Genomic DNA, 17,698 nt, shown 5'->3' with positions numbered 1-17,698 from the left:
GCATCATGGGAAAGCGACGATGCAGGCTCATTCGGACTCGGAGGCACCATGACGCGCCAGCGCCAGGACCAGCTCCTGTCCGCGTTGCTCCGCCAGGACGGCTGGGTCACGGCCGCCAGCCTCGCCGATCAGCTCGGTGTGACACCCCGTAGCATCCGCTCGTACGTCGCCGCTCTGAACGCCCGCGTACCGGCAGCCGATGCCATCGACTCGAGTCCCGCGGGCTATCGTGCCGGCGCCGGAGCCAGGGAGGCGCTGCGCCGTCGCGCCGATGAGTCGGCGCCGCGCGAGCGGCTGCACGGCATCATCCGGATGCTGCTCGATCAGCCGGAGGGCATCGACGTCTACGAGACCGCCGATCGGCTGCACGTGAGCGACGCGACCGTGGAGTCGGATCTCAGCAGGGTGCGCGCCCTGCTGGAGGGGACTGAGCTCGCCCTGGAGCGCGAACGCGAGACGATCCGTCTCCGGGGGACCGAGGTCGCGCAACGGCGGCTGCTCAGCAGACTCGCCCACGACGAGATGGATGCGGCCGCGTTCCACCCGGAGACCATCCGCAACGCGCTCGCCGGCGAGGTCGTCGGATCCGACGCGGTCGCAGGCTTCAAGACCGCGCTGGTGCGCGAACTGGGGGCACTCGGCTACTACGTGAACGAGTTGGCGATCTCCGACGTGCTGCTGCACATCGCGATCGCGGCGGACAGGGTCGCCGCCGGCCGCCCCTTGGAGACGGATGCCGCCGACGCGCGCCCGGCGGAGGCCCACGGCGAGATCGTCCGCGTCGGCGAGCAGATCAGTCGACTGGCGCACGAGCATTTCTCGGTGCGTCTGGGCGACGGCGACACCGCGCATCTCGCGACGCTGGTGCTGACGCGGGTGGTCGCACCGGGGCGCGGCACTGCCGTCGACGTCGCGCGCAGCGGCGTTGCCCCGGCGGTCGACGATGCCGTGCGGACGGAGATCGCTCGCGCCGCGCGGGACTACCAGGTCGATCTCGACGACGAGGCGTTCATCCTGCGTCTGTCCCTGCACGTGCAGAACCTGCTGCGGCGCGCCCAGGAGCAGGCATGGACGCGCAATCCGCTGACCAGGTCGCTCAAATCGTCGTACCCGATGATCTTCGAGGTGGCGGTGTCGATCGCCAGCGGGCTGCACGACCGGCTCGACCTGCCCGTGAACGACGACGAGATCGCGTACATCGCGATGCACATCGGCGGGCGGCTCGAGCGCAGCCGCAAGGCCGAGACGATCCTGAGCGCCACGATCGTGTGCCCCGGCTACTACGAACTGCACGAGCTGCTGCGTTCGAGCGTCGACAGGTCGCTCGGCTCGGCGATCGAGGTGACGCGCGTTGTCACCTCGGTCGACCCGGACTGGGCATCCTTCGACACCGACCTGGTCCTGTCCACGATCGAACCCGCCGCGGCGGGCGACCGCTTCGTCAGGGTGCAGCCGTTCCTGGGGGAGGCCGACGTCGAGCGGGTGCAGCAGGCAGCCGCACGCGTGCGGCGCGGACGGCGTCTGGCACGGCTGCGCGCCGAGCTGTCGCGCTACTTCGACGCGAGCGCGTTCCTGCACCCGCTGCCGGACGCGGGCGACGAGGAGATCATCCGTCTGCTCGGCGGGATGCTCATCGCGAACGGTCTCATCGACGACGACTACGTCGACAAGACGATCCAGCGCGAGCGGATGTCGTCCACAGCGTTCACGGACGCGCTCGCCGTGCCGCATTCGCTGCAGATGACGGCCCGGCGCACGGCGATCGCGATCGGCGTCGCCGAAGGCTCGGTGGCGTGGGGCGACGGTCGAGTGCAGGTCGTCGCGCTCGCCGCGTTCAGTGAAAGCGATCGCGCGGCCTTCCAGACCGTCTTCGAACAGCTCGTCGAGGTCTTCAGCGAGCGCGAGAGCGTGCAGCGGCTGGTCCGGCGGGCCACGAGTTTCGAAGCCTTCCTGGACGAGCTGGTCGCCGTGATCGACGGCTGACCCGGCGTCACGTCAACGAGGCGCCAGCACCTCGACCATCGCATCGAGAACGGCGTCCGCATCAGGTGAGGCGACGGTCTCGAGGGTGACGACGTCCCCTTCGGCGAGCGCGAGGTCCATGACCGCGAGGATGCTGGCCAGCTCGACGACCGCTCCGCCAGCGGTCGCGAGCGTGACCGGCGCGCCGTGCGCGATGGCGAGGCGGGCCAGCTCCGCCACCGGACGCGCGTGCACGCCGTGATGCGCACTGATGGTCACGCGTCTGCGGGGCATGCAGCGATGCTATCCGTCCTCACGGGACGAGGGCGACGAAAGCGCGGGCCAGGACGACGAGCACCCCCGCCCATGCGCACCACAGCATGAGCGCTCTGGCGACCCGGCCGGGCACCACCCGGGTCAGCAGGGCGCCGAGGATGATGCCCGCTGCCGTTCCGACGCCGAGCAGCAGCATCTCGCCGACCGGTGCGGAGGGCAGCCCGCGCAGCAGCACCGACACCAGGCCGTAGCCGAGGAACACGACCTGCGCGCTCGCGGCGAATCGGCGCTGCTCCCGTCGGTCGCCGACCGCGTAGGCGGCCAGCGCCGGGCCGGAAAGGCCGCTCGAGGCGTGCAGGAAACCGGCCGTCGCACCGGCGTACAGGGCGCCGCGCCGCCCGGTGAGCATCGCGGCGATCGGTCCGCCGAACCGCGGTGTCAGCAGAGAGGCGATCGCCATCAGCGAGATCATGAACAGCAACGCGGCCTCGGGGAGGATCCGGGTCACGAGCGCGCCGAACGGCGCAGCCGCCACCCCGCCCCGAGCAGCCACCACGTGCGCGGCCAATCGATCAGACGCCAGCCCGAGGGGATGGCGACCGCGGCGGCGACCACGGCGAGCAGGACGGCGACGGTCACCCCCTCGACAGGCCCGTAGATGAGCACGGCAGGGCCGATGAGCACGAGGACGAACGCGAGTCCGGTCAGACGTTGGATCGCACCGGCGATGACCGTCGCCGCGACGGCGAGGACGACGGTCATCGTGGGAGCCGGTTCAGGAGCGTTCGTCCAGCAGCACGCGCACTCCGGCTTCGATGGCCGCGACCGCAGCCGCTGCGGACTCGGCGGAGTCGGCCCGGGTGTCGATGTAGACCTTCAGCTTGGGCTCGGTGCCGCTCGGACGCACGATGACGCGCCCGCCGTCCGCGAGACGGTACCGCAGCACATCGCCGGACGGCTGGCCCTCTGGCGCGTGCAGCAGGTCCTCGGCGGACTCGACGACGGCGTCGCCGATGGATGCCGGAGGAGTCTGTCGCAGCGACGTCATGACCGTGCCGATGATCGACAGATCCTCGACCCTGATCGAGACCTGACCGCTCCCGAAGTGACCATAGGTCTCACCGAGCTCCGCGAGCAGCGTCGACAGGCTCTCCCCGCGCTCCCTGGCCTCGGACGCGAGGCCCAGCAGCGCCACCGCGGCCGAGATGCCGTCCTTGTCGCGCACGGTCTCGGGGTTGACGAGGTATCCCAGTGCCTCCTCGAAGCCGAACACGATGCCCTCGGCGCGGGAGATCCACTTGAAGCCGGTCAGGGTCTCGGCGAAGCCCAGGCCGTGGTGCCGGGCGATGACGCCGAGGCCGGGGGAGGAGACCAGCGAGCAGGCGAGCGTCGCCCCGGGCGTGCCCTCGGCCGCCCTGGCCGCCCGCGCGCCCAGCAGCAGGCCGACCTCGTTGCCGCTCAGGCGGCGCCAGCCACCGGGCGCATCCTGGTCGGGGATCGCGACCGCGAGCCGGTCGGCGTCGGGATCGTTGGCGATGATGAGCTCGGCGCGTGCCGAGCGGCCGACCTCGTAGGACAGGTCCAGCGCGCCCGGCTCCTCCGGGTTCGGGAACGACACCGTGCGGAATGTCGGATCCGGATGCTGCTGTGCACGCACCACGGTCGGCTGCGGGTATCCGGCCGTCCGGACGATCCGCTCGACCGTCTCCCCACCGACGCCGTGCATGGCGGTGTAGACCCAGCGCAGACCGTCGGCGCCCGAGCCGGCCGGCGCCACAGCGGCCGTCGCCTCGATGTACGCCGTCACGACCTCTTCGCCGGCGATCTCGTAGGCATCCGACCGGGGGAGCAGCCCGACGTCTCCGGCATCGGCGACGCGCTGGATACGGGCAGCGATCTCCGCATCGACAGGCGCGACGATCTGAGAGCCCTCGTCGGGTCCGCCGAGGTAGACCTTGTACCCGTTGTCGTTCGGCGGGTTGTGGCTCGCGGTGACCATCACCCCGGCATCCGCACCGAGGTGGCGCACGGCGAAGGCGAGGACGGGCGTCGGCAGCAGTCGCGGAAGCAGGATCGCCCGAAGGCCGGCGCCGGCGAAGAGCTCGGCGGAGTCCAGCGCGAAGCGGCGCGAGTTGCGCCGGCCGTCGTAGCCCACGACGACCGTGGGGGTCGCGCCGGCCGAGCGCTCGAGCAGGTAGGCGGCGAAACCCGCGGCCGCCTGCGCCACCAGCACGCGGTTCATCCGGTTGCTGCCGGCGCCGAGCGCTCCGCGCAGGCCGGCGGTTCCGAACGCCAGGCGGGTGCGGAACCGGTCGTCGAGGTCCTCGAGCGCGGCGGCATCGCCGCCGGCTGCACGGGTCACGATGCCGGCCAACTCGTCGCGGGTCTCGGCATCCGGGTCCTGACGGATCCAGGCGCGGGCCGACGCGAGGAGGTCCTCGGCGCTCACAGAGCCTCGACCACCTTGGCCAGCAGGGCGGAGATCACCGGCTCCGCCTCGCGTCCGGCCTCGATGACCTCGGCATGGCTCAGGGGCGTCTGCTGGATGCCGGCGGCGAGGTTCGTGATCAACGAGAAGCCGAGGATCTCCATGCCGGCCTCACGCGCCGCGATCGCCTCCAGCGCCGTCGACATGCCGACGATGTGCCCGCCGATGTGCTTCGCCATCTGGACCTCGGCCGGCGTCTCGTAGTGCGGGCCGCGGAACTGCGTGTAGACGCCCTCGTCGAGCGTGGGGTTGACCGAGCGCGCGATGTCGCGAAGGCGCTGCGCGTACAGGTCGGTGAGGTCGATGAACGTCGCGCCCTCCAGCGGGGAGTCGGCCGTGAGGTTGATGTGGTCGCTGATGAGCACGGGCTGGCCGGGCGTCCACGTCTCACGGATGCCACCGGCGCCGTTGGTCAGCACCATGATCGTCGCCCCCGTGGCGGCGGCGGTGCGGACGCTGTGCACGACGCGGCGTACGCCGTGGCCCTCGTAGTAGTGGGTGCGCGCACCGATGACCAGCACGTTCTTGCCGTCGGGGGTGCGGATCGATCGCAGGGTGCCGACGTGGCCCTCCAGAGCGGGCTTGGAGAATCCGGTCACCTCGGTCGCCGGGACGGTGGCGACGGTCTCGCCGATCAGGTCGGCCGCCTTGCCCCAACCGCTGCCGAGGGTGAGGGCGATGTCGTGCTTCTCGACGCCGGTGATCCGCGCGATGTCAGCGGCGGCCGTGGCTGCGACCTCGAACGGGTTCGTGTTCGGGTCGTCGAGGGGGTGGTCATGAATGTCGGTCATGGATCCACTCTAGGAAGCGTGCGGCTTCGGGGCCAGGATTGCGGAAGAATGGAAGCCATGTCCTCAACTCCTTTCGAGCGCACCCAGCGTGTCGCCGTCCTCGGCGGCGGTCCCGGCGGATATGAGGCGGCTCTGGCCGCCGCTCAGCTCGGAGCCGAGGTGACCCTGGTCGAACGCGTCGGAGTGGGCGGATCCGCCGTGCTCACGGACGTCGTCCCGTCCAAGAGCCTGATCGCCACGGCCGACGCGGCCGTCGCGATCTCGGAGGCCAGCGACCTCGGTGTGCAGTTCTTCGCGAAGGGCGAGAACGGCAAGCCGCTCAAGCCCGAGATCGCGATCAACCTCGCGGCCGTCAACAAGCGTCTGGTCGCGCTCGCGGCGCAGCAGTCCGAGGACATGCGCTCGTCGCTGCTCGACGCCGGCGTGCGCATCCTCTCCGGGCACGGCCGGCTCGAGAGCCCGAACGCGATCATCGTGGCCACCGGGCCGGACGGCACCGACTTCGACCGCGTCGAGGCCGACACGATCGTCGTCGCGGTCGGCGCGTCGCCGCGCGAGCTCGACTCGGCGAAGCCGGACGGCAAGCGCATTCTCACCTGGACGCAGCTGTACGACATGAAGGCGCTCCCGGAGCACCTCATCGTCGTCGGCTCCGGTGTCACCGGCGCGGAGTTCGCGTCAGCGTACATGAACCTCGGCGCGAAGGTCACGCTCGTCTCGAGCCGCGACCAGGTGCTCCCCGGTGAGGACCAGGACGCAGCCCGCGTGCTCGAGAAGGTCTTCAAGCGCGGTGGCATGACGGTGCTGTCCAAGGCGCGGGCCGACAAGGTGGAGAAGACGGATGCCGGGGTGCTCGTCACCCTCTCCGACGGCCGCACGGTCGAGGGCAGCCACTGCCTGATGGCGGTGGGATCCGTCCCGAACACGGCATCCATCGGTCTGCAGGAGGCCGGGGTCGAGCTGACCGAGTCCGGCCACATCCGCGTGAACAAGGTGGCGCGGACGTCCGTGCCCAACATCTACGCGGTCGGCGACTGCACGAACTTCTTCCCGCTCGCCTCGGTGGCGTCCATGCAGGGCCGTACCGCCGTGTTCCACGCGCTCGGCGACATCGTCATCCCGCTCGAGAAGGTCAAGATCACCTCGAACATCTTCACCGCGCCCGAGATCGCCACGGTCGGCTGGGGCGAGCAGGACGTCGAGGACGGCGTCGCGGACGGCATCGTCTACAAGCTCCCGCTGGCGGCGAACCCCAGGGCCAAGATGATGGGCATCAAGGACGGGTTCGTGAAGATCATCGCCCGCAAGGGCTCCGGCACCGTGATCGGGGGAGTGATCGTCGGCCCCAAGGCGTCCGAGCTCATCTACCCGATCGCCGTCGCCGTGGAGCGCCGCCTGACGGTCGATCAGGTCTCACGGGTGTTCGCGGCGTACCCGTCGCTGTCGTCGAGCATCACGGATGCCTCGCGCGCGATGCACCTCGTGAACATCTCCTAGGACGAACGACGAAGGGCGCCCCACCGCGGTGGGGCGCCCTTCGCATGCATGCAGCCGGGTCAGCTGATGGTGAGCAGCTGGTGACCTGCGGAGACGGTGGCCCCGGCATCCGCATTGATGTTGCCGATGACGCCGTCCTTGTGGGCCTGGAGCGGCTGCTCCATCTTCATGGCCTCGAGCACGACGACCAGGTCGCCCTTGACGACCTGCTGGCCGTCCTCGACGGCGATCTTGACGACGGTGGCCTGCATCGGCGACTTCACCGCATCGCCGGATGCGCCGGCCGAGACGGACGTCGCGTGGCTGCGGCGGGACGGCGGCACGGCGGCGGGGCGGCCGGTCGTACCCGGCGCGGCGGCGACGCGGTCGGGGAGGCTGACCTCGAGGCGCTTGCCGGCGACCTCGACGACCACCGTGTGGCGGGCGGCCGCGGCGGCGGGGGCCTCGAGCTCGCCGTCCCAGGCGGGGATGTCATTGACGAACTCGGTCTCGATCCAGCGCGTGTAGACGCCGAACTCTCTGTCATCGGCCGTGAAGGCGGGGTCGCGGACGACCTTGCGGTGGAACGGCAGGACGGTGGGGAGCCCGGCGACCTCGAACTCGTCGAGCGCGCGGCGTGCGCGCTCGAGAGCCTCGGCGCGGTCCTTCCCGGTGACGATGATCTTCGCAAGCAGCGAGTCGAAGGCTCCGGAAACCGCGTCGCCGGCCGTCACACCGGAGTCGAGTCGGATGCCGGGGCCGCCGAAGGTCTTGAAGACGTGGATCGGACCGGGCTGGGGGAGGAATCCGCGACCGGGGTCCTCGCCGTTGATGCGGAACTCGATCGAGTGGCCCTGCGGTGTCGGGTCGTCGTAGTCGATGGTGCCGCCGGCGGCGATGCGGAACTGCTCGCGCACGAGATCGATGCCGGTGACCTCTTCGGATACCGGGTGCTCGACCTGCAGGCGTGTGTTGACCTCGAGGAACGACACCGTGCCGTCCGCTCCGATGAGGAACTCGCAGGTTCCGGCGCCGACGTAGCCGACCTCCTTGAGGATGGCCTTCGACGCGGCGTACAGCTGGCGGTTCTGCTCATCGGTGAGGAAGGGCGCAGGGGCCTCCTCGACGAGCTTCTGGTGACGGCGCTGCAGCGAGCAGTCGCGCGTCGAGATGACCACGACGTTGCCCTCGGCATCCGCCAGGCACTGCGTCTCGACGTGTCGGGGCTTGTCGAGGTACTTCTCCACGAAGCACTCGCCGCGCCCGAAGGCGGTGACCGCCTCTCGGGTGGCGGACTCGAACAGCTCGGCGACCTCGTCGAGCTCTCGGGCGACCTTCAGGCCGCGTCCGCCGCCGCCGTATGCGGCCTTGATGGCGATGGGGAGGCCGTACTCCTGGGCGAAGGCGATGACCTCGTCAGCGCCGGCCACAGGACCGGGGGTCCCCGGGGCGAGCGGGGCGCCGACCTTCTCGGCCACGTGCCGGGCCGTCACCTTGTCGCCGAGTGCTTCGATCGCGTCGGGCGACGGCCCGATCCACGTGAGGCCTGCTCCGATGACGGCGCGGGCGAACTCGGCGTTCTCGGCGAGGAAGCCGTAGCCGGGGTGGACCGCGTCCGCACCGGAGCGTCGGGCGACGGACAGGATCTTCTCGATCTGCAGGTAGGTCTCGGCGCTCGTGGCGCCGCTGAGCGCGTAGGCCTCGTCGGCGAGTCGCGTGTGCAGGGCCTCGCGGTCCTGGTCGGCGTAGACGGCGACGGAGGCGATCCCCGAATCGCGAGCGGCGCGGATGATGCGTACGGCGATCTCTCCGCGGTTGGCGATCAGGACCTTGGCGATATCGGGCATGACTGCCAGCCTAGCGAGTGCGGGGGCCGTCGATTTGACGACCCTCCACAAGAAAACGCGCCGATCGTGTCGGTGAGCCTACGACCGGGCGGTCAGGATGCCGCGGGAGCCGTCCACAGGTCGGTCCACGTGACCCCCAGGTCCGTGGCCAATCGACGCAGCGTCGACAACGACATCCCGACCACGGTCGACGGGTCGCCCTCGACGCGCGTGATGAACGCGCCGCCGAGGCTGTCGACAGTGAAGGCGCCGGCGACATGCAGAGGTTCCCCCGACGCCACATAGGCGTCGATCTCGGCATCCGACACGTCGTCCGCGAACGTCACCGAGGCCTCGGCGACCGCCGTGGCCTCCTCGGCCGCAGCACCGGGCCGCACCCGGTGGACGGAGTGCCCGGAGTACAGGACGCCCGTGCTGCCGCGCATCTCGTGCCAGCGCCGCGTCGCCTCGTCCGGAGTGTAGGGCTTGCCGTACACGCGCCCGTTCAGCGCGAACATCGAGTCGCCGCCGATCACGATGCCGTCGAAGTCCGGCTCGCCATCCGCGAGCCGCCGCACGACGTCAGCCGCCTTCGCGCGGGCGAGCAGCAGCACGAGCTCGCCGGGCGGGAGCTCGCCCCCGCGGGCCTCGGCGGCGGCAGCGGCCACGGCATCCTCGTCCACCCGGGGCGCGATCGCGAGAGGTTCGATCCCGACCTGCCGCAGGAGCATGAGACGGGCGGGCGATGTGGAGGCGAGACAGACGCGCATGCACTCACGCTATCGGGCGACGTGGGATCCTGGGGTCATGACGTCTTCCGCCGAACTGCTCGATCTCGACATCACGGGCATCGCCCACGGCGGCACGTTCGTCGCCCGTCACGAAGGCCGCGTGGTGTTCGTCTCCGATGCGGTACCCGGCGAACGGGTGCGCGCCAGGCTGTCCGAGACGCCGTCGGATGCCGCGATGGACACGCGGCGTTTCTGGCGAGCCGAGACCGTCGAAGTGCTCGAGGCATCGCCGCATCGTCGGCCGCACATCTGGCCGGAGGCCGACGTCACGCGCGAGCCGTCCGCTCGCCCCGGTGGCGCGGACCTCGGCCACATCGACCTCGGCCATCAACGGGTGCTCAAGCGCCAGGTGCTCGCCGAGGCGCTGGATCGGTTCGCCGGTGGCGGCCTCGACGCCCCCGAGATCGCGGCGCTCGACGACTCGGACGGCACCGGCTGGCGCACCCGGGTGACACTGCATGTGGATGCCGATGGCGTCGTGGGACCCTTCGGAGCACGCAGCCATCGCGTCGTCCCCGTGTCGTCGCACCCGCTGGCACGCCCCGCCGTCGCCGCGGCGGCGGCGAAGATCGGTGTGGGCCGGCCGGGCAGCATCGAACTGGTCGAACCGGCGGACGGCGACGTCCGTGTGCTGGCGCTGCCCGAGAAGGGACGCCGCGCCGAGCCGGAGGAGATCGTCGAACGCGTGCGCGAACGGTCGTTCACGGTCGACGCCTCCGGGTTCTGGCAGGTGCACCACGGTGCCGCGGAGGCGCTGGACGCCGCCGTGAGCGAACTGCTCGCCGGACGCGTCGACCCCGATCTCACGCACCTGGACCTGTACGGCGGCGTGGGTCTGTTCTCGGCGAGCCTGGCCGATCTCGGCGGAACCGACATCATCACGGTGGAGTCGGACCGACGCGCCACCGAGCACGCGGCGCGCAATCTCGCGCCGCTCGACGTCACCGCGGTCACCGCGCGTGTCGACCGATTCCTCGGCGCTCCCGTCAGGGAGAGCCGACCGGTACGCGGGCGTCGACGCTCGCCCCGTCCGGCTGCGCAGGCCGTGCTGGACACCTCGACGCCGATCGGTGCGGTGGTGCTCGATCCGCCGCGTTCCGGTGCAGGGCGCGGCGTCGTGGATGCCGTGGCGGCGTTGTCGCCCGAGGCCATCGTGTACGTCGCGTGCGACCCTGTCGCGCTCGCGCGCGATCTCGGCACCTTTCGCGCACACGGATGGGAGCCCACCGAGCTTCGTGGTTTCGATCTCTTCCCGCACACGCACCATTTCGAGGTCGTCGCGCTGCTGACGCGCTGACACGCGACGCACCTCGGTCGTCCGCGATGGATAGGCTGACGGCATGAGCACGGTGGCCCTGATCGACGACCACGAGTCCGTTCGCCTCGGACTCGAGGCGGCGTGCGGACGCGACGGCTCCCAGGAGGTCGTCTTCTCGGGCAGCACGGTCGGGTCCTATCTCGAATGGCGTCGCGCGACCGGCGAATCACCGGCCGACGTCGTCGTGCTGGATCTGACACTCGGCGACGGCACGACGGTCACCGAGAACGTGTCCGCCCTCGTGGACGACGGCGCGAGCGTGGTCATCCACAGCGTCGCCGACCGGCCGGTCGCGGTTCGAGAAGCGCTGGTCGCCGGCGCGGCAGGGATCATCAGCAAGTCCTCCGCACTGGACGACGTGCTGGACGCGATCCGCACCGTCGCCCGGGGCGAGCCCCTGAACAACGTGGAGTGGGCCAGCGCCGTCGACGGCGACCGCGAGTTCGCGGACGCCCAGCTCTCCTGGCGCGAGCGCGAGGTGCTGCGCCTGTACGCGGCCGGCCTGCCGTTGCGGGCGGTGGCCGAACGACTCGGCGTCGCCTACTCGACCGCGAAGGAGAACATCACCCGTGTCCGGGTGAAGTACGTGGAGGTCGGTCGCCCCGCACCGACCAAGGTGGATCTGCTGCGGCGTGCGATAGAGGACGGTATCGTCTCGGCGGACGGAACGGCGAGTGTCAGCTGAACCGCTGAGCATCCGTGAGGCGTGGACGCAGATCCCGTCGCCCGGCTCGGCGGAGACCGAGTTCGAGCGCTTCACGGGCAAGCGCATGGAGCGCATCCTGCAGACGGTGGTGGCCATCGGCTCCGTGCTGACGGGGGCGCAGGCTCTGCTCGCCGCCCTCTCCGGCATGGGCGCGGTGGATGCCGTCCACATCGCGATGATCGCGGTCGTGTTCGCTCCGCTGACGGCCATGCTCGTGTGCTGCCTCCTCGGACGGGGTGTCCGCACCGCCGCCACGATGTTCGCGTTCCTCTACGTCGGAGCGCTCATCGCATGGCCTTTCGTCGTCGACCCGGCGGACGACGCCTCCCACCAGCAGCCCTGGATCTTCTTCCTCGTCAACGTCGGCGTGGTCGCCGCGATGCTCGCCTTCGCGTTGCGGATGCAGTACGTGTGGGCGATCGCGGTTCCGTTGATCTACGGGTTCGTCCGGTTGATGCAGGGCAAGTTCGAACGCGACTTCTGGATCACGACCGCGTTCGACGTCTCGTTCACCGTCATCCTCGGGCTGGTGCTGGTCTCGCTGGGGTGGATGTTCCGCGCGGTGGCGGCGGGCGTCGACGACGTCCGCGGACGTGCCGTCGCCGACTACGCGCACGCGGCCGCCGCGGCAGCCGCCGAGGAGGAGCGCGTCGCGGTGGCGGCGCTCATGCACGACAGCGTGCTCGCCGCCCTCATCGCGGCGGAACGCGCGGAGAGCCCACGGGCCAGAGATCTCGCGGTCGCCATGGCGAGGGAAGCGCTCACCCGTCTGGCGAACACGGAGGCCGCCGTTCTGGAGGAGGGCAGCGACGAACCCGTCGGGTCGGCGCAGATCGTCGCCGAACTGCGCCGTGCGCTTTCGGAATCGGGGGCGGATGCCGTCGTGGAGGAACGAGGTGGAGTCGGCCTGATCCCCGGCAGGGCCGCGCGTGCGCTGGTCCTGGCCGCGCGCCAGGCCATCGGCAACTCCGTCAAGCACGCCAGGGGCCGCGGTCTGCACATCGTCGCGCTCGCGCATGGCGACGAGGGCATCACCGTCACCGTCAGCGACACCGGGCCGGGGTTCGACCTCGACGCCGTGGATGAGGATCGTCTCGGCATCCGCGCATCGATCATGGCGCGGATGGCCGCGGTCGCGGGGACGGCCCGGATCGAATCCGACGAGTCGGGCACGGTCGTCGAGCTCGGGTGGGAGCGCGAATGAAGCTCACCGTCCGCACCGTGGCCACGGCGCTCGTCCTCGGGTTCGCCGTGTACTTCGTCGCCAGAGGCCTGTGGTGGATACAGGCACCGGCACAGCCGCTGCTCATGCTGCTCGCGATCGCGCTGTACCTCGGCGTGGTGGCGATCGCCGTCCTCGCCGATGCCGCGCACCACGTCAGGATGCCGTTGTGGGTCGGCATCCTCGCGATGATCGCGGCGTACGCGATCCCCGGGATGGTCAGCTTCGCGCTCGAGCCGCAGGACCGCGCGGCGCCGTTCGCGACCACCTACATCGGTGCACTGGGTCTGCTCGCGGTCGTGTGCATCGTGCGGCGCAGGTTCGTGATCGGGTGGATCGTCCTCGGCGAGCTCACGATCGCCGCGTCCTCGTTCCTCGGCGTGCTCGTCGCGCTCGAACTCGGTCTCGTCGGCTCGATCATGTGGGTCGTGGTCGCACAGCTGCTCGTGCTGTTCTGGGACCGGGCGATCGCGGACACCGAACGTCTCGCCGGCATCCAGCGCGCCGTGTCGGCGTGGCACGCCACGCAGCAGGTGCGTCAGCGCGAGAGACGACTGCGGACGCAGTACGCTCTCGCTGTCGCCGGCCCCGTTCTCTCGCGCACGGTCGCGGCGCACGGCATGCTCACGGACGAGGAGCGGCTCGGCGCCCGACTCGCGGAGGGGCGGCTGCGCGACGAACTGCGCGGCGCGAGCCTGCTCAACGACGCGGTGCGGACGGCCATCGAAGACGCCCGACGGCGCGGCGTCGCGGTGACGGTGTTCGACGAGGGCGGCCTGGACGGCGTCGATGAGAGCCGCCGCGGCGAGATCCGCGACGAGCTCGCGGCGGTCCTCACCGGCGTCGCCGAGGGGCGGGTGATCATCCGTGCCGCGCACGATCCGCAGGTCGCGGTGACCGTCGTGGGGCGTGCCGCCGGTGGCGGATCCTCCGATGAGGATTCCGTGACGCTCTGGCACGAGATCTCGCGCTCCTGACGCGTCAGGGGAGAAGGGCGAGGGGCGGCGAATACGCCCGCCCCTCGCCAGGCGCGGCACAGTTACCCGAAAACTGTCCGCTGTAGGCCGGTCACCGTCTGCCTACCCTGGGGCAGAGAGACCAACCGAACGCGTAGCGTCGGTAACAGTCTGACGCGTCGATCCGTATCTGTCTGTAGGTCGTTTGGGGGACAGGATTTGGCTTCGACCCGATCAAGGAATCCACGTCGGATGCGTGATGATGGAGCGATGAGCGTGCTGCGCCGCGGGACCAACCTGCCGAGGATGGGGGACTTCAATCAGTCCGTCATCCTCGAGGCGATCCGCCGCTCCGGAGAAGGACTCAGCAGGATCGAACTGGTCGATGCCACCGGACTCTCCGCGCAGACGGTCACGAACATCACGCGCCGACTGCTGGGCGACGGACTCATCGAAGAGGCCGGTCGCACGATCAAGGGTCCGGGCAAGCCCCGCACGACGCTGCGACTGATCCCGCGCAGCCGACTGTCCATCGGCGTGCATCTGGATCCGGCGGTGACCACCGTCGTCCTGCTGGATCTCAGCGGGGCGGTGATCGCGCGGAGCGTGCGGAGGACGCCGGCGACCGATCCGATGCATGTGATCCACTCGATGGCCGATGCGATCGAGGCGCTGCTGTCGCGTGCGGGCGTCGATCGGCAGACCATCGCCGGGGTCGGGGTCGCCGCCCCCGGGCCGTTGGACGCTGATCGCGGCACCGTGATCGATCCGCCGAAGCTGCACGAATGGCACCGGGTGCCGTTGCGCGACGCGCTGGCCGACGCGACCGGACTGCGGGTGGCGCTGGAGAAGGACACCACTGCTGCGGCCTTCGCGGAGGTGTGGACAGGCGACGTCCCGCCCGATGCATCGCTGCTGTTCGTGTACCTCGGCACCGGAGTCGGCGCGGCGCTCGTGCTGGACGGCGAGGTGATCCGGGGCCGGTCGCGCAACGTCGGCGAGGTCGGACACATCATCGTCGACACGGACGGTCCGCAGTGCGGATGCGGCCGGCGCGGTTGCGTGGAGGTGGTGTGCACGCCCCAGGCGATCGTCGAGCAGGCCGAGCGCGCCGGTGTGCTCGAGCTCGGCCGCTCCGGCGATGACGCCGAGTCCGTCGATGGACGGCTCACGGCGCTCTGCCGCTTGGCCGAGAGCGGAGATTCCGGAGCGCTCGCCGTGCTCGCCCGAGCGGCGGAGCACCTGTCCGTACTGATCTCGGCGCTGACGAACATGCTCGACGTCGACCGGGTCGTGCTCGGCGGCCCGTTCTGGGGTCGGCTGGCACCGGTGTATCTGCGGGAGCTGCCTGATCTACTGGATCGTCAGAGCGCGACCAGAGAGGTACGGGCGCTTCCGGTCGCGGGGTCGGTCGTGGGGGATGACGTGGGGGCCATCGGCGCCGGCTGCGTGATCCTGGCGGATGTGCTGTCCCCGCGTGCGTCGTCCCTGCTGCTCGAGGGCGGGGCATCCTGAGCCAGTGCCGTCGAGAAACGCGCTCGAGGCCGAACAGCCCTCAGCCCGCGAAGCGGCCCCAGGGGATGTCGCGACGCAGTGGTCTGCGCATCGGCCGCTGCGTGCGCTGCCACGCCGAGACGTGCGGTTCCTCGGCGACGGCATCCTCGGCTTCGCGCATGTAGGCGTCGCCGAGGACGGCGACGAGCGCGGCGAGCTCTTCTTCGGTGGGATGCCCGCGGACGATGTCCATCGCCGGGGTCTGGTCTTCCGTGCTCACAGCGGGATGTTCCCGTGCTTCTTCGGCGGGAGCTCGGCGCGCTTGCCGCGAAGAGCGCGAAGCGACTTCGCGATGGAGACGCGGGTGTTGGCCGGCTCGATGATGCCGTCGATCTCACCGCGCTCGGCCGCGAGGAACGGGCTCGTCACGCTGTAGGTGTACTCGTTGGCGAGGCGGGTCCGGACGGCGGCGACGTCTTCGCCGTTCTCCTCGGCCTTCTTGATCTCGCCGCGGTACAGGATGTTGACGGCGCCCTGGCCGCCCATGACGGCGATCTCCGCGGTGGGCCACGCCAGGTTGACGTCGGCGCCGAGCTGCTTGGAACCCATCACGATGTACGCGCCGCCGTAGGCCTTGCGGAGGATGACGGTGACGAGCGGGACGGTGGCCTCGGCGTAGGCGTAGATGAGCTTCGCGCCACGGCGGATCACGCCGGTCCACTCCTGGTCGGTGCCGGGGAGGTACCCGGGAACGTCGACGAGCGTGACGATCGGGATCGAGAACGCGTCGCAGAACCGCACGAAGCGGCTGGCCTTCTCGCCGGCCTCGATGTTGAGGGTTCCCGCCATCTGGGAGGGCTGGTTCGCGATGATGCCGACCGACCGGCCCTCGACGCGACCGAAACCGATCACGATGTTCGGCGCGAACAGCGGCTGGACCTCGATGAAGTCGCCGGCATCCACGATGTGCTCGATCACCGTGTGGATGTCGTAGGGCTGGTTCGGCGAGTCCGGGATGATCGTGTTCAGGCTGCGGTCGGCATCCGTGGTCTCCCACTCGAAGCCGCTCTCGTAACCGGGGATCTCGGCCATGTTGTTGTCGGGGAGGAACCCGAGCAGCGTGCGCGCGTAGTCGATCGCGTCGTCCTCGTCCTGGGCGAGGTAGTGCGCGACGCCGGAGCGCGTGTTGTGCGTGAGCGCGCCGCCGAGCTCCTCCATGCCGACGTCCTCGCCGGTGACGGTCTTGATGACGTCGGGGCCGGTGACGAACATCTGGCTGGTCTTGTCGACCATGATGACGAAGTCGGTGAGGGCGGGGCCGTAGACGGCGCCGCCGGCCGCCGGGCCCATGATGATGGAGATCTGCGGGATGACGCCGGAGGAACGCGTGTTCAGGCGGAAGATCTCGCCGTACTTGCTGAGCGCCAACACGCCCTCCTGGATGCGCGCTCCGCCGGAGTCGAGGATGCCGATGATCGGCATGCCCCCGGCGAGGGCGAACTCCATGATCTTGATGATCTTGTCGCCGGAGACCTCGCCCAGCGAGCCGCCGAACGTGGTGAAGTCCTGCGAGTACACCGCGACGGTGCGGCCGTGGATGGTGCCGATGCCCGTGACGACCGAGTCGCCGTAGGGCCGGTTGCGGTCCATGCCGAAGGCGGTGGTGCGGTGGCGGACGTACTCGTCGAACTCGACGAAGCTGCCGGGATCGACGAGCAGCTCGATGCGCTCGCGGGCGGTCATCTTGCCCTTGGCATGCTGCTTCTCCTTCGCCTTCGTCTCGGCGTCGACCACGGCTTCGGTGTATCGAGCTCGGAGGTCGGCGATCTTGCCGGCGGTCGTGGAGAGGTCAGGGGTGTCCGTCACGGATTCCACCCTAGTAGCGCCGGACGGCGCGACGTTGGATGCCTCGCACAACGGGTCGGCGGATCCTTTGGCGGTTCGGTGAGTGTCTCGTGAACGGCCTCACCTCGGCTGCGAGCTCACACGACGAACCGCCAGACGTATTCCAGCCCGTCCTGCTGACGGAACCATGCCACCGTCACCACGACCTCGTCGAGATCCGCCGTGCACAGGCACAATTCCACCCGCTCGCCGGGGAGCACCTGCCCCCAGAGCTGCGTGCGCTCCTCGCCGTCGACGTCCGCGTGGAAGACACGCACGAAATCGGCCGGGTCACGGCCCTCGTTCGTCACGCCCGGATGCGCTGGGTCAGCTCTGTCGATCGCCCACGGCACGCGATAGGCGAGGGGAGGAGGCAGCTCGGCTGGTTCGATCGGTCGCAACATGCCTCGACGGTAGGAACGGCATCCGACGCCGAAGCCGGGGCACATGACCGCGCGTCCTCTTCTGTGCACAACTCTCCGAGTCGATCCGATCGTGCAGGGTGAGT

At 70.2% G+C, this 17,698-nt stretch carries 17 protein-coding genes; 7 read left to right on the top strand and 10 right to left on the bottom strand.

Annotation, left to right across the window (positions count from 1 at the left end; translation table 11 throughout):
- Positions 1–48: 48 nt before the first annotated feature.
- On the top strand, positions 49–1,983 hold the full coding sequence (locus tag OED01_RS10820; RefSeq protein ID WP_264155287.1) for a BglG family transcription antiterminator: 1,935 nt from the start codon (positions 49–51) through the stop codon (positions 1,981–1,983).
- Between the two features lie 12 nt (positions 1,984–1,995).
- Here OED01_RS10820 and OED01_RS10815 read toward each other — a convergent pair whose 3' ends face one another.
- Genes OED01_RS10815 through OED01_RS10795 form a run of 5 tightly spaced genes read right to left on the bottom strand, consistent with a single transcriptional unit; the run spans position 1,996 to position 5,517 of the window.
- Positions 1,996–2,256, bottom strand: coding sequence for an HPr family phosphocarrier protein (locus OED01_RS10815; protein ID WP_264155286.1), 261 nt, complete (start codon positions 2,254–2,256; stop codon positions 1,996–1,998).
- A 19-nt stretch (positions 2,257–2,275) separates the two neighbouring features.
- A complete protein-coding gene (locus tag OED01_RS10810; protein ID WP_264155285.1) occupies positions 2,276–2,746 on the bottom strand; it encodes a hypothetical protein in 471 nt (156 codons plus the stop codon).
- Entirely contained in the window at positions 2,743–3,000 is a 258-nt protein-coding gene (locus OED01_RS10805; protein WP_264155284.1) for a hypothetical protein, read from the bottom strand. Before OED01_RS10805 ends, OED01_RS10810 begins: the two co-directional genes overlap by 4 nt.
- Before the next feature lie 13 nt (positions 3,001–3,013).
- On the bottom strand, positions 3,014–4,687 hold the full coding sequence (locus tag OED01_RS10800) for a phospho-sugar mutase (RefSeq protein ID WP_264155283.1): 1,674 nt from the start codon (positions 4,685–4,687) through the stop codon (positions 3,014–3,016).
- Entirely contained in the window at positions 4,684–5,517 is an 834-nt protein-coding gene (locus OED01_RS10795) for a purine-nucleoside phosphorylase (protein WP_264155282.1), read from the bottom strand. The genes OED01_RS10800 and OED01_RS10795 overlap by 4 nt, the downstream gene beginning before the upstream one ends.
- A gap of 48 nt (positions 5,518–5,565) precedes the next feature.
- On the opposite strand from OED01_RS10795, the gene OED01_RS10790 reads away from it, so the two are divergent.
- Positions 5,566–7,014: an NAD(P)H-quinone dehydrogenase gene (locus tag OED01_RS10790; protein WP_264155281.1), complete on the top strand. Its 1,449-nt coding sequence runs from the start codon at positions 5,566–5,568 to the stop codon at positions 7,012–7,014.
- A gap of 59 nt (positions 7,015–7,073) precedes the next feature.
- Here the strand turns inward: OED01_RS10790 and OED01_RS10785 are convergent, their stop codons facing one another.
- Both OED01_RS10785 and OED01_RS10780 read right to left on the bottom strand, forming a co-directional pair.
- Entirely contained in the window at positions 7,074–8,840 is a 1,767-nt protein-coding gene (locus OED01_RS10785; RefSeq protein ID WP_264155280.1) for an acetyl/propionyl/methylcrotonyl-CoA carboxylase subunit alpha, read from the bottom strand.
- 92 nt (positions 8,841–8,932) lie between these two features.
- Entirely contained in the window at positions 8,933–9,589 is a 657-nt protein-coding gene (locus OED01_RS10780; RefSeq protein WP_264155279.1) for a Maf family protein, read from the bottom strand.
- 37 nt (positions 9,590–9,626) lie between these two features.
- Here OED01_RS10780 and OED01_RS10775 point away from each other — a divergent pair, with 37 nt between their 5' ends.
- The 5 genes from OED01_RS10775 (at position 9,627) to OED01_RS10755 (ending at position 15,327) form a co-directional block, all read left to right on the top strand.
- On the top strand, positions 9,627–10,907 hold the full coding sequence (locus OED01_RS10775; protein ID WP_264155278.1) for a class I SAM-dependent RNA methyltransferase: 1,281 nt from the start codon (positions 9,627–9,629) through the stop codon (positions 10,905–10,907).
- A gap of 43 nt (positions 10,908–10,950) precedes the next feature.
- Positions 10,951–11,613, top strand: a complete 663-nt coding sequence (locus OED01_RS10770) for a response regulator transcription factor (RefSeq protein WP_264155277.1) — start codon at positions 10,951–10,953, stop codon at positions 11,611–11,613.
- Complete coding sequence (locus OED01_RS10765) at positions 11,603–12,838, top strand: ATP-binding protein (protein ID WP_264155276.1); 1,236 nt, start codon at positions 11,603–11,605, stop codon at positions 12,836–12,838. Before OED01_RS10770 ends, OED01_RS10765 begins: the two co-directional genes overlap by 11 nt.
- Positions 12,835–13,833, top strand: a complete 999-nt coding sequence (locus tag OED01_RS10760; RefSeq protein ID WP_264155275.1) for a hypothetical protein — start codon at positions 12,835–12,837, stop codon at positions 13,831–13,833. Before OED01_RS10765 ends, OED01_RS10760 begins: the two co-directional genes overlap by 4 nt.
- A gap of 249 nt (positions 13,834–14,082) precedes the next feature.
- Positions 14,083–15,327, top strand: a complete 1,245-nt coding sequence (locus OED01_RS10755) for an ROK family transcriptional regulator (protein WP_264155274.1) — start codon at positions 14,083–14,085, stop codon at positions 15,325–15,327.
- A gap of 40 nt (positions 15,328–15,367) precedes the next feature.
- Here OED01_RS10755 and OED01_RS10750 read toward each other — a convergent pair whose 3' ends face one another.
- From OED01_RS10750 to OED01_RS10740, 3 genes are all read right to left on the bottom strand, one after another.
- Complete coding sequence (locus OED01_RS10750; RefSeq protein WP_318841102.1) at positions 15,368–15,586, bottom strand: acyl-CoA carboxylase subunit epsilon; 219 nt, start codon at positions 15,584–15,586, stop codon at positions 15,368–15,370.
- Complete coding sequence (locus OED01_RS10745) at positions 15,583–17,181, bottom strand: acyl-CoA carboxylase subunit beta (RefSeq protein WP_264155273.1); 1,599 nt, start codon at positions 17,179–17,181, stop codon at positions 15,583–15,585. The genes OED01_RS10750 and OED01_RS10745 overlap by 4 nt, the downstream gene beginning before the upstream one ends.
- Before the next feature lie 107 nt (positions 17,182–17,288).
- A complete protein-coding gene (locus OED01_RS10740) occupies positions 17,289–17,594 on the bottom strand; it encodes a hypothetical protein (RefSeq protein ID WP_264155272.1) in 306 nt (101 codons plus the stop codon).
- Between the last annotated feature and the right edge of the window lie 104 nt (positions 17,595–17,698).

Source organism: Microbacterium sp. M28, from assembly GCF_025836995.1.
Lineage (GTDB): Bacteria > Actinomycetota > Actinomycetes > Actinomycetales > Microbacteriaceae > Microbacterium.
This window is presented reverse-complemented; position numbering and strand designations above follow the sequence as displayed.